Below are 12,452 nucleotides of genomic sequence, written 5' to 3' on the forward strand. Positions count from 1 at the left end.
TGGGAATAGACCGGTTAGTCGAGTTTGCTCGACGGCGGCTCTTGCAGCGGTTTTTGCTCGTCAGGCACCGCCACGATGGTTTTCGTGTCCGCCTCGATCGGCACCAACTTGTATTCCTGGCCGTGCAGGTTCTTCAGGTAAACCTCCATCTGGCGGAACGAGATGTTGATGTGCTGCTTCTTGAACTCGCGATTGATGAAGCGGTTGACCTCATCGAGCACCGGGTTACGGTCGCCAAGGTCGCGCACGTGCATGCGCAATTCGTGGTCGAGGGTGCTTTCGCCGAAGTTGAGGAAGTACACGTGCGGCTCGGGTTCTTTGAGCACGCGCGGGTTCTCGCGGGCAGCCTTGAGCAGCAGTTCCTTGACCAGATCGAGATCGGAACCGTAGTCGACGCCGAGTTTCAGCGTGACGCGGGTGATGGTGTCGGTCAGCGACCAGTTGATCAGTTGCCCGGTAATGAACGTCTTGTTCGGGACAATGATGTCCTTGCGGTCGAAGTCGGTGATGGTCGTGGCGCGGATGCGGATCTTGCTCACCGTGCCCGAGAGGTTGCCGATGGTGATGGTGTCACCGATCCGTACCGGGCGTTCGAAGAGGATCATGATGCCGGAGATGAAGTTGGCGAAGATCTCCTGCATACCGAAACCGAGGCCGACCGACAGTGCCGCCACCAGCCATTGCAACTTGTCCCAGCTGACGCCAAGCGTCGACAGGGTCGAGACGAAACCGACACCGGCGATCACATACGACAGCAGCGTCGTGGTCGCGTAGGCACTGCCCTGCGCCAGATTCAGCTTCGACAACACGAACACTTCAAGCAGACCCGGCAAGTTGCGCGCGAGGGCGAAGGTAATACCGATGATGATCAGCGCGCCGAGCATGTCGCCGATGCTGATCGGCACCATGCTCATGTTAGCGCCGGTGCCGCTGGTGTATTCGTAGAGCGTGATGTTGTCGAGGTACGAGAACACCGAAATCAGGTCCGACCAGACCCAGTACAGCGCCGCGATGAAACCGCCGAGCAGGGCCAGACGAATCAGGCGCAGGGACTGTTCGTTGACCTTTTCGATGTCCAGGGTCGGCTCTTCGATCACCGCTTCGCCGTCGCCGGCTTCTTTCGCCGCCTGACGTTTGGCCAGGGCGCGCTGATAGGCCAGGCGACGCGCGGCGACACTCAGGCCTCGGACGAAAGTCGCTTCGATCACCAGCCAGAACATCAGCAGGTACAGGGTGTTGATCAAGCGGTCACTGAGTTTCAGCGCGGTGTAGTAGTAGCCGAAGCACACCGCCACAAACAGGGCGATCGGCAGCAAGGTGAACATCACGCCTACCACTTTACGGAACAGCGAGGCGTTTTCGTGGGCCGGGCTGCTGATCAGCAGACGACTGAGCAGCCATGCCATCAGGGCGTAGCAAATCAGCACCACCGGCATTCCCAGCACGTCGTCGGCCAATGCCGCCGGTTGCAATTCGGCCACGGCGACCACCGCCACCAAGGCCAGAACCACGAGGCCCAGACGACGGACCCAGCCCTGGAGGAATTCGACCTGGGGTTTTTCCCAGCGAAAGTGCAGTTCCGCCACGCCGCCCGGCGCCAGGATCCGGTAAGCGGTGTAGAACACCAGCCACGCCTGACCCATTTGCAGGAGTGCCGCGCCCATGTTGGCGTTTTGTCCCCGGGCGTCGATCTGCAGGGCCAGACCACACAGCGCCAGCCCCAAGGCCACTGGCATCGCCAGCAGAATATTGATCAGGATCGCCTGCGGCGTGTGCCATTGGCTGTCACGTTTGAAGTGACCGATGTCCTGGTGAACCTTGTTGAGTTTCCCGTAGAGACTTTTGCGACGCCACAGCAGCGCGCCGATCAGCAATGCCAGGGGCAGGAACAATAGCGGGCGCTGGGTCAGGCCGTCGGTCAGCTCACTCAGGCTGGATGCCCACGGCAGTGTGTCGACCTGCCGCTTCAGACGCTCCGGCACACCGCGCATCCATTCCACGTCCAGCGGTTTGTTGCTGGGGATCCAGAACATCTGCTCATCGAGGGTCGCGCGCAGGCTTTGCGCGGTGCTCAGCAGTTGTTTCTGATTGAGTTGCAGGGTGATCGATTCGTTGAGCACCGCGCTCAGTTCGCGGTTCAGGCGCTCCAGCAAGTCGGCGCGGGTATTGGCCAGATCGAGCAGGCTCTTACGCAGTTGCGGGGTGATCTGTTCCGGCGGCTGGGTCGCCAGCAGGTTGTCGACGTAAGTCGCCGGGTTGCTGAGCAATTCGCGTTGCTGGCTGACTTCGAATTGATACAGACGAATGTCGGCGATCTGGTCCGCCAGGTCGCGGTCGACCTTGAGGCGCGGCAGGGCTTGTTTCTGTTTATAGAGGATCTTCGACAGCAGCAGGCTGCCCTTGAGCACGTTGATTTGCTCGTCGAGGGCCGAATCGCTCTGGGTCAAGGTATCGAGTTGCTGCTTGGTCTGCAGATTCTGCTGGGTGACTTCGTTGAGGCGGTCGGTGCTTTTCAGCAGGTAGTCGGAGAGCTTGAGGTTGGCCGTGCTTTCGCTGGCAAGCAGGCTGCTGCCGCCGGCCTTCTGCGCTTCGATCGATTGCTGGGTCACGGTTTCCTGCGATTGCGCCAGACGCTTCTGGTTGATCAGGGTCTGCAGTTCCTGAATCTCGCGGTCGAGGCGGTCGGACTTCTCCGAGAGCAAGTCATGCTGGGCATTGCCCAGATCCTGCAACTGGCTGTTGCCCGCCAGTTCCTGGCGGCGCAGCGGGATCAGCGCATTCAGCGCGGCAAGCTCGGCGTTCAACTGGTCGCGCTGCTCGGCGCTGACGGTCTTGCCCGCATCCTTGCCGGACTTGAGGATGTTGTTGATCTGCTGAATGCGCGTCTGGCTGGCGGAAATTTCCGCCTGCGCACGCTCCGGGCGGGTCTGCGCGGTGATGATCAGGCTGTTGGCGTCGGCCAGGGCTTTTTGCAGGTCACTTTGCTGGGTCGAGCGATCGGTGAGGATCTGCTCCAGCTGCGGAATCGATTCGCGCGGGAAACGCTGCGCCACCGGCACCACGGCGGTGGCCTTGAGACGCGTCAGCTCGCGGGCGTTTTCGATGGTCTGCTTGGGCGCCGTTGCCAGTTGCTGTTTGAGATCGATCAGCTTCTGTTCGTAATCACGCTGGTTGTTCAGCTGATTGAGGGTGTTCTGCAGGACGGATTGCAGGGTCTTTTTGTCGGCATCCGGCAGTTTGCTGTCGGCAAGCTTGTCGAGGCTGGCCTGTACGGCTTCGCTGGACGGCGGTTCGGCGGCGTACAGCGGGCCGACAGTAAGACTCAGGCCCAGCAGGGCCGCGGCGAAAAAGGAGCGCAGGGTAGGCATAGAGACCGGTCAAGCAAGTGAGAGTGGACGCAGTTTAGAGGAAGAGTCCGGGGCCCGGGCGACTTCCTTCGGGGAATCTGACGCCCACTTTGCCAATCTTGTTCCCGTCCATGACCGCGACCGTCCAGTGGGTGTTGTTCCACTCCACCTGGTCACCGACGATCGGTGCACCACCGACTTTATGGGCGATGAAGGTGCCCAGGGTCATGTCCGGATCAATGCCTTCAGCCGGCAACCCGTAAAGCGCTGCAACCGCTTTAAGCTGGGCGTCTCCTTCGAGCACGAAGTCGCCGAAGAAACGCAGATCGAGACCGCGTTGCGGCGCTTGGCTGAAGAGTTTTCCGAGCGCTGGCAAGTTGTGTTCATGGCCGATAACACACAGCAAATCATCGACTTCCAGCACCGTACTACCCGACGGATGGAGCAATTGCTGGCCACGAAACAGGGCCGCGATGCGCGTGCCTTCGGGCATTTTCAGCTCGCGCAGGGGCGAACCGATGCACCATTTCTCCGCGCCGAGCTTATACACGAACAACTCCCACTCGCTGGTGACGTGAACTTCCAGCGCCGCCCGGGAAATCGGCGCCGGCTCCGGCGGTACCGTCACTTTCAACAGCTTGGCGACCCACGGCAGGCTCGTGCCCTGCACCAGCAGCGACACCAGCACGATGAAGAATGCGAGGTTGAAGTACAGCTGCGCATTCGGCAGCCCGGCCATCAGCGGGAACACCGCCAAAATGATCGGCACCGCGCCGCGCAGGCCGACCCAGGAAATAAAGGCTTTTTCGCGACCGTGGAAGGCCTTGAACGGCAGCAGGCCGACCATCACCGACAGTGGCCGCGCAAACAGAATCATCCACAGCGCCAGACCGAGGGCGGGCAGGGCGATCGGCAACAAATCATGCGGCGTCACCAGCAGCCCCAGTACAAGGAACATGCCGATCTGCGCCAGCCACGCCATGCCGTCGAGCATGTGCAGAATGCCGTGACGGCTGCGCACCGGGCGGTTGCCGATGACCAGACCGCACAGATACACCGCGAGGAAGCCGCTGCCGTGCAAGGCGTTGGTCAGGGCGAACACCACCAGACCGCCGGCAATGACCAGAATCGGATAGAGACCGTTGGCCAGATTGATCCGGTTGACCAATTGCAGCATGACCCAGCCGCCGCCGAGACCGATCACGCCGCCGATGCCGAACTCGCGGATCAGGTGCGTTAGCAGGCTCCAGTGCAGGCCGGTCTGGCCGCTGGCGAGCATGTCGATCAGGGTCACGGTGAGAAACACCGCCATCGGGTCGTTGCTGCCGGATTCGATTTCCAGGCTGGCCGTAACCCGTTCGTTCAGGCCTTTGCCGCCGAGCAGCGAGAACACCGCGGCGGCGTCCGTGGAGCCGACGATGGCGCCGATCAGCAGGCCTTGAATCAGGTTCAAGTCGAACAGCCATGCGGCCGCCATGCCAGTCAGCCCGGTGGTGATCAACACCCCGACCGTGGCCAGCGATAGCGCCGGCCATAACGCCACGCGGAAACTCGACACCCGCGTGCGCAAGCCGCCGTCGAGGAGGATCACCGCCAGTGCGAGGTTGCCGACCAGATAGGCCGTCGGGTAGTTATCGAAAATGATCCCGCCGCCATCGACCCCGGCGGTCATGCCGACCGCAAGAATAATGACCAGAATCGGAATGCCGAGACGGGAGGAAAGAGAGCTGACGAGAATGCTTGCACCTACCAGCAACGCGCCGATCAAGAACAGGCTGTTGATGGTCGTCGCATTCAAAGGCACTACTCCAGAGACATAAAGACGGGCGCAAACTGACCATGCAGTCTGCGTGCCAGCGATTCTAACCTGTTGAAATGTGATGCTGTCAAAAAGCTTTTTGCGTTGGCATCACATTGAACGCTTGCCGAGTGATGACTGTGGCGAGGGGATTTATCCCCGTTGGGTGGCGAAGCCGCCCCAAACGCTGAGTGCGAGGTGTATCAGATACACCTCGCGCGAGGGATTTACGACTGCTGCGCAGCCGATCGGGGATAAATTCCCTCGCCACAAAGGAGTTTCTTCAGCAGTTAGAGGCTGAAACGCCCAACCATGTTGTTCAGATCCAGCGCCAGCCGCGACAGCTCGTTACTCGCCGCGCTCGTCTGATTCGCGCCGGTCGCCGATTGCACCGACAAATCACGAATGTTCACCAGGTTGCGATCCACTTCGCGCGCCACTTGCGCCTGCTCTTCGGCCGCGCTGGCGATCACCAGGTTGCGTTCGTTGATCTCGACGATCGCCGTGTTGATGGTGTCCAGCGACATGCCGGCGCCACGGGCGATGTTCAGCGTCGATTCGGCGCGCTCGGTGCTGTTGCGCATCGAATCCACGGCGTGCTCGGTGCCGCTCTGAATGCTGCCGATCATCCGTTCGATTTCGCTGGTCGACTGCTGGGTGCGGTGCGCCAGGGCACGCACTTCATCCGCTACCACGGCAAAACCACGACCGGCTTCACCGGCACGCGCCGCTTCGATCGCCGCGTTCAGGGCCAGCAGGTTGGTCTGGTCAGCCAGGCCACGGATCACGTCGAGCACCTTGCCGATGTCACGGGATTCATTGGCCAGATCACCGATCAACGAGGCCGTGCTCTGCACATCGGCGCTCATGCGTTCGATGGCGCTGACCGTTTCCTGAACCAGATCACGACCGTCACCGGCCGACGTTGTGGCGTTCTTCGAGGCTTCCGACGTGCTCACGGCGTTGCGTGCGACTTCTTCCACGGCGCTGGTCATTTCATTGACCGCGGTGGCCGCTTGTTCGATTTCGTTGTTCTGCTGCGTCAGGCCGCGTGCGCTTTCATCGGTGACGCTGTTCAGCTCTTCCGCTGCCGACGCCAGTTGCGTGGCCGAACCGGAAATCCGCTGCAAGGTGTCACGCAGTTTCGATTGCATCTTGGCCATCGCCGCCAGCAGGCGACCGGCTTCGTCGCTGCCATCGACGTGAATCGGCTGGGTCAGATTGCCTTCGGCGATGGTTTCCGCAGCGTCCAGTGCTTTGGAAATTGGCTTGGTGATGCTGACGGTCAGCAGCCAGGCGAAGAGGAAGGTCAGGCCGGTCGCGATCACCAGCAACGTCACCACCAGATCGAACGCCGACGAATACTGATCGGCTGCTTGCTGATTGGTCTCGCTGATCTGCTCGCCGTTGATCTGCATCAGGCGGTTGAGCACGGTGTTCATCGCTTCGGAGTTGTTGAGCAACTCGGTGTTGAGCAGGTTGCGCAGTTCGTCCACCTGATTGTTGCGCGACAGGCTCTTCATGCGGTCTTCGATCTGGCGGTATTGACCGAGCAATTGCACGTACTGGTCGTAGGCCGAACGTTCCTCGGGGCTGCCGATCAGTGGCTCGTAGGCCGTTTGAGCGGCGCGGATCTGCTGGTTGCGCATGTCCAGCAACTCAACGGTCTTCTGCTGCACGTCCGGTTCGCGGTTGACCAGCAAGCGGTACGACAACACCCGCAGGCGCAAGGTCAGTTGGGTGAACTCGTCGAGGTTTTTGATGCTCGGCACGCTGCTCGACGAGATGTCCTCGGCGGCCGCGCGGATTTTGCTCATCTGGTTCAGGGCGAACACGCCAAGAATCAACATCAGGCCGCCGATCAGGGCAAAGCCGGTGAACGCCCGAGGGGCGATATTCATATTGCGAAGGGACATGTGCGGATACCAGGAAGGGCCGCGTCCATGCGGGCTGAAACTGCTGTATGGGTGACTTATCGGTCAGCCCAATGAACTCTTTAGTCCATGTGCGTATTTGTCGCAGACAGCCTTGATCGACGAAGTGCAGGAACAAGATCGGCAAATCACAGTCTTTAAAGCTCGCGGGAACGCTCGCCCGCCAGGAAAATCAAGGCCTTGCGCCGGTTTAACCCTGGCATCCGTGGTGACTTTTCTTTATCGTACGCGCCCTTTGAAAATGCCTGGAAGATCAAAATGTTGGAAGCATCCCTCAGTCAATTGGAACAGCTCGTCAGCGACCTGGTGCAACAGAACCAGACCCTGGCGCAAACCAACCAGAATCTGTCCACGGAACTGGCTCAGGCCAAGGATGAAAACGAAAGCCTGCAACTGAACCTGATGGAACAGGAAGAAAAGCACGGCGCCACCGCAGCACGTATTCAAGCCCTGGTTGATCGCGTCAACGCCGGTCCTGTCAGCGCATGAACCACCACACAGCAGGGGTAAAAGTCATCTCCATTCTCGGGGAGGACTATTCGATCAAGGCACCGGCCGGGGAAGAACAGACCCTGCTGGACGCGGCACTGATGCTCAAGGCCGCTTTGGCCGACACCAAACGCAAATACCCGACGCTGATCGGCGACCGCTTGCTGGTGCTGGCAGCGATGAATCTGTGTTCGCAGCAGATCGAAATGAAGAAGCTGCACCAGGAAGAACTCGACCGTTACCAAGAGCAAGTCAGCGCCACGGTCGACACCATCGCCAAGACTATCGGCCAGCAAGGCTGATGAAGGTAAAGGGCGCCTCTTGGTCAGGAGGCGTCACTATCTTCGAAGCAGACAAATGATCATACCTTGTCCCAAGTGGCGTATTTGACCCATAGGTGGCCGTCTTTTTGGTACCACACTGAGTCTGCCACGCTGATGTTTCCGTTCGAGTTCCTGTAGTCACCCTCGCGTATAAGATTACTGAACTCCTCGTGGGTAATTGAATGTGTGGTAGTGGAGGTTTCGCCAGTGTCCAAGGTAATTTGGACGAGATAATGGCTGCCGCTCACCTGAAATTCTTTTTTGACGACACTGTGTTTTTCTCCGGCGATCCTGACCTCGTCTCCAACATTCACAAATTTTAGAACGGCGTCGGTTTCCTGGGTGGTCAGTGGCTGTGAGAATTCCAATGGTTCTTCGTGCATGACGGCCCCTCTCTGCTTGATGCAATCGAGATGTGCGTGCCTAAATTGGCACTTCTCAAAACATACCCAGCTATTCGATGCTTGTAACCTGTTAGATATGACAGTTTTTTCTTGTTTGCATGCGAAACAAGCTGCTGATTGAGATTGATTTTCTGTGTCTTTGTATACAATCGGCACGACAGTTGCAGTGTTTCCGCCTCTTATCTCCTGGGGGTGCTCCATGCAGTTGTGGCGACGCAGTATTCAATGGCAGCTGATTCTCAGCATGGGCACCGCCCTGCTGGTCAGTATCCTGATCGTGGTTGGCATTTATACCCTGGTAGTCAATCGCCTCGCCCAGAGCTATCTGGTCGAGCAAGCCCTGCCGTCGAGCATCGAAGCGACGCGCAACGACATCGAACGTATCCTTGTTCAGCCGCTGACGGCGGCCAAAGATATTGCCAGCAACACCATGGTTCGCGACTGGCTCGCATCGGGTGAAGACAGCGGCAAAACAGCAGCCTTTGCGCAGTATCTGGAAGGCATCCGCGCCGAACACAAAGCGTTTACCGCTTTGATCATCGGCACCGATTCCAATCATTACATCACCGAAAAAGGCCTGGATCGCACCCTCAGTCGCTCCAAACCGGCCGATGCCTGGTTCTATTCTTTCCTCGACAGCAATCAGCCGCGCACCTTGAATATCGACAACGACGGGGCCACTGGAGAGTTGGCGCTGTTCATCGATTTGAAGGTCGAGCAGGCCGGCAAAGTGGTGGGGGTGGCGGGGCTTGGGCTGAGCATGAAAGAGCTCTCGGAGCTGATCCACAACTTCAGCTTCGGTGAGCGCGGCAAGGTCTATCTCGTGCGTTCCGACGGTTTGATTCAGGTGCATCCCGAAGCGCAGTTCAGTGGTAAACGCACCTTGACCGAGCAGATCGGCGCCAATGCAGCGCAGGCCGTCATGGGCCAAAAAACGGCGATCAGCAGCAGCTTCCAGAGGGATGGCGAAGACTTCCTCGCCTTCAGCCTGCCCTTGCGTGATTTAGGCTGGACCCTCGTGGCCGAAGTGCCGCAATCACAGATCTACGCCGAGGCCCGCAAAGCGATGTGGATGAGCGGCGGAATCGGTCTGGCGGTGGCGTTGGTTTGCCTCGCCCTGGTGGTGTGGCTGGCGCAAGGTCTGGTGCGGCCGATTCGTCAGGTAACAGCCGCGCTGGTAGCAATCGGTAGCGGTGGGGGAGATTTGACCCACCGGTTAGATTCCAGTCGCGCTGACGAACTGGGCGACCTCGCCCGGGGTTTCAACAGTTTCCTCGACAGTCAGCGCGGGATGATCGGCGAAGTGCTGGCCACCAGCGAGCGTTTGCGCACCGCTGTCGGGCAGGTGGCGAAAGTCGTCGAGAACACCGCAGAGCGTTCCGGTCGTCAGCAGGAAATGACTGACATGGTCGCGACGGCGGTTCATGAGATGGGCCTGACCGTGCAGGAAATCGCGCAGAACGCTGGCAACGCGGCGCTTGCCTCGCAAACCGCGCGCGATGAAGCGATGCAGGCGCGTGAAGTGGTCGGTGGCTCGATTCGGCATATTGAAAGCATGTCGGACGAGATTGGCTTGGCGGCAGGCGCGGTGGGTGAGCTGGCGCATCAAGTGGCATCGATCGACTCGGTGCTGGCGGTGATTCGCGGGGTGTCCGAGCAAACGAATTTGCTGGCGCTCAACGCGGCGATCGAAGCGGCGCGTGCTGGCGATATGGGCCGGGGTTTTGCCGTCGTCGCCGATGAAGTGCGCACCTTGGCGCGGCGCACGCAGGCGTCAACCGACGAGATTCAGCAGATGATCGGCAGCCTTAAACAGGGCGCGGAAAATGCCGTGTCGTCGATGCGCACCGGCCAGGCCGCGACGGGCACCGGGGTTGAGTCGAGCCAGCGAACCGGGGCTTCATTGACTGCGATTACCGGGCAGGTCGAGCGCATCAGCGACATGAACCATCAGGTGGCGACGGCGACGGAAGAGCAGTCGGCGGTGACCGAAGAGATCAACCGCAATGTGCAGGGGATTTCCGATCTGGCGCGGGCGACGGCGGGTGAGGTTCGGGCTTGTCGTGAAGACTGCCAGATGTTGCAGAAACTGGCGGATGATCTGGCGCGGCAGATGGGTGGGTTCAAATTGAGCTGAGAGGTGCATTGTTTGAGCTGACGCCATCGCGAGCAGGCTCACTCCTACAGGGGAAAGCGTTCCAAATGTAGGAGTGAGCCTGCTCGCGATTGGATTTCAGCCACTACAAATATCCCGGATCAGAACCACGCATCCTGCATCGCCAGGCACGTATCATCCCGCGTCTCCAGCAGCGCCAGCTCATGATGGCAACCCGGTACTTCCCAGGTCAGGAAATACCGCGCCGCCTGCAACTTGCCCTTATAAAAGTCGGCATCCGCCGCATTGCCCTTGGCCAACCCTTCCTCGGCACGAATCGCCTGTTCCAGCCAGCGCCAGCCAATCACCGTGTGCCCGAACACTTTCAGGTACAACGCCGAATTCGCCAGACTGCTGTTGACCTTGCCCTGCGCCAGATCGGTCAGCAAACCAATGGTCACCGTTTGCAGGCGCGCCACTAGTTTTTCCAGTGGTTCACGCAGTGCGGTCAGCGATTCATACGCTTTCGCGCGCTCAGCAGTGTTGGCAATCAGGCGAATCAGTTGTTTAAGTCCCGCACCACCGTTCTGCGCCAATTTACGCCCAAGCAAGTCCAGCGACTGAATACCGTGGGTGCCTTCATGGATCGGGTTCAAGCGGTTATCGCGGTAGTACTGCTCCACCGGGTATTCACGGGTATAACCGTGGCCACCAAGAATCTGGATCGCCAGTTCGTTGGCTTTCAGGCAGAACTCCGATGGCCAGGATTTGACGATCGGTGTCAGCAAATCCAGCAACTCATGCGCCTGTTTGCGCTCGGCTTCGGTCTCCAGCGTGGTGGTGTCATCGAACAAACGGGCGGCATACAAACCGAGGTCAAAGGCACCTTCGACGTAGGATTTTTGCGTTAGCAGCATGCGTCTGACGTCCGCGTGCTGAATGATCGCTACCGGCGCAGTGGTCGGGTCCTTGCTATCCGGCACGCGACCCTGCGGACGCTCGCGGGCGTACTCCAGCGAGTACAGGTAACCGGCGTAACCGAGCATCACCGCACCCATGCCGACGCCAATCCGAGCCTCGTTCATCATCTGGAACATGTAGCTCAAACCACGATGCGGCTCGCCGACCAGATAACCGACACACTCACCGTTATCGCCGAAGTTCAGCGCTGTGGAAGTGGTGCCGCGCCAACCCATCTTGTGGAACAACCCGGCCAGCAGCACGTCATTGCGTTGGCCGAGGCTGCCGTCATCGTTGACCAGAAACTTCGGCACGATGAACAACGAAATGCCTTTAACGCCCGCAGGCGCGTCCGGCAGTTTGGCCAGGACCATGTGCACGATGTTTTCCGAGAGCGGGTGATCGCCGCCGGAAATGAAGATCTTGTTGCCCTTGAGGCGATAGCTGCCGTCAGACGCCGGCTCGGCGCGTGTACGAATATCCGACAGCGACGAACCGGCGTGGGGTTCGGTCAGGGCCATGGTGCCGAAGAAGCGCCCGTCGATCATCGGTTGCAGGAAGCGTTGTTTCTGCTCGTCGGTGCCAAAGCTTTCAATCAGATTTGCCGCGCCCATGGTCAGGAACGGGTAAGACGTCGAAGCGGCGTTGGCCGACTGGAAATGCGCGAAGCAGGCTTGCGACAGCAATGTAGGAAGTTGCATGCCGCCGGCGTCGAAACTTCTCGCGGCGTTGAGGAATCCAGCCTCAAGGAAGGCATCCACCGCCGGTTTCACTTCAGGAATCAGAATCGCCTTGCCGTCTTCATAGCGCGGCTCGTTCTCGTCACCCTTGCGGTTGTGCGGCGCGAAGTACTTCTCGGCGATGTTGCGCGCGGTGCCGATGGCGGCGTCAAAGGTCTCGCGGTTGTGCTCGGCAAAGCGCTCACGCCGGGTCAGGCCCTCGGCATCAAGGACTTCATACAGCTCGAAAGCCAGATTGCGGGAACTGAGCAGCGTCTCGGACATGGCGGCCTACCTGAAATTGGGGTTGGGCCGAGTCTAGGCGCGCTGATAAAGGCTGAACAGGATGATTGATGGGCGTGATGTTGGAGCCGCGCGCCGAC

The 12,452-nt window shown here is 59.6% G+C and carries 8 protein-coding genes and 1 pseudogene; 3 read left to right on the forward strand and 6 right to left on the reverse strand.

The features are described 5' to 3' along the window. Positions 1-14 precede the first annotated feature (14 nt). The 4 genes and pseudogenes from mscK to ACQ4MY_RS09475 all read right to left on the reverse strand — a co-directional run. A complete protein-coding gene (gene mscK / locus ACQ4MY_RS09460) occupies positions 15-3,368 on the reverse strand; it encodes a mechanosensitive channel MscK (protein ID WP_440094867.1) in 3,354 nt (1,117 codons plus the stop codon). 34 nt (positions 3,369-3,402) lie between these two features. Further along, positions 3,403-5,145 carry a potassium/proton antiporter gene (locus ACQ4MY_RS09465; RefSeq protein WP_158829947.1) on the reverse strand — a complete coding sequence of 581 codons (1,743 nt, stop codon included), beginning with the start codon at positions 5,143-5,145 and terminating at the stop codon, positions 3,403-3,405. Between the two features lie 290 nt (positions 5,146-5,435). Then, positions 5,436-6,308, reverse strand: coding sequence for a methyl-accepting chemotaxis protein (locus ACQ4MY_RS09470; protein ID WP_371042268.1), 873 nt, complete (start codon positions 6,306-6,308; stop codon positions 5,436-5,438). A 30-nt stretch (positions 6,309-6,338) separates the two neighbouring features. After that, positions 6,339-7,061 (reverse strand): annotated as a pseudogene (locus tag ACQ4MY_RS09475) (MCP four helix bundle domain-containing protein); the annotation flags it as partial. A gap of 276 nt (positions 7,062-7,337) precedes the next feature. Here ACQ4MY_RS09475 and ACQ4MY_RS09480 point away from each other — a divergent pair. Both ACQ4MY_RS09480 and ACQ4MY_RS09485 read left to right on the forward strand, forming a co-directional pair. Continuing rightward, the gene (locus tag ACQ4MY_RS09480; RefSeq protein WP_008077586.1) at positions 7,338-7,568 is read left to right on the forward strand and encodes a hypothetical protein; all 231 of its coding nucleotides are present in this window, start codon (positions 7,338-7,340) and stop codon (positions 7,566-7,568) included. Continuing rightward, a complete protein-coding gene (locus tag ACQ4MY_RS09485; RefSeq protein WP_008077585.1) occupies positions 7,565-7,870 on the forward strand; it encodes a cell division protein ZapA in 306 nt (101 codons plus the stop codon). Before ACQ4MY_RS09480 ends, ACQ4MY_RS09485 begins: the two co-directional genes overlap by 4 nt. 59 nt (positions 7,871-7,929) lie before the next feature. On the opposite strand, the gene ACQ4MY_RS09490 is transcribed toward ACQ4MY_RS09485, so the two are convergent. Beyond that, the gene (locus ACQ4MY_RS09490; protein WP_440094868.1) at positions 7,930-8,274 is read right to left on the reverse strand and encodes a hypothetical protein; all 345 of its coding nucleotides are present in this window, start codon (positions 8,272-8,274) and stop codon (positions 7,930-7,932) included. A gap of 220 nt (positions 8,275-8,494) precedes the next feature. Here ACQ4MY_RS09490 and ACQ4MY_RS09495 point away from each other — a divergent pair, with 220 nt between their 5' ends. Next, entirely contained in the window at positions 8,495-10,432 is a 1,938-nt protein-coding gene (locus ACQ4MY_RS09495; RefSeq protein ID WP_008077583.1) for a methyl-accepting chemotaxis protein, read from the forward strand. 119 nt (positions 10,433-10,551) lie between these two features. On the opposite strand, the gene ACQ4MY_RS09500 is transcribed toward ACQ4MY_RS09495, so the two are convergent. Next, on the reverse strand, positions 10,552-12,354 hold the full coding sequence (locus ACQ4MY_RS09500; protein ID WP_440094869.1) for an acyl-CoA dehydrogenase: 1,803 nt from the start codon (positions 12,352-12,354) through the stop codon (positions 10,552-10,554). Positions 12,355-12,452: the final 98 nt, after the last annotated feature.

The sequence above is a fragment of the Pseudomonas sp. SM4 genome, assembly GCF_051913165.1.
Taxonomy (GTDB): Bacteria; Pseudomonadota; Gammaproteobacteria; order Pseudomonadales; family Pseudomonadaceae; genus Aquipseudomonas.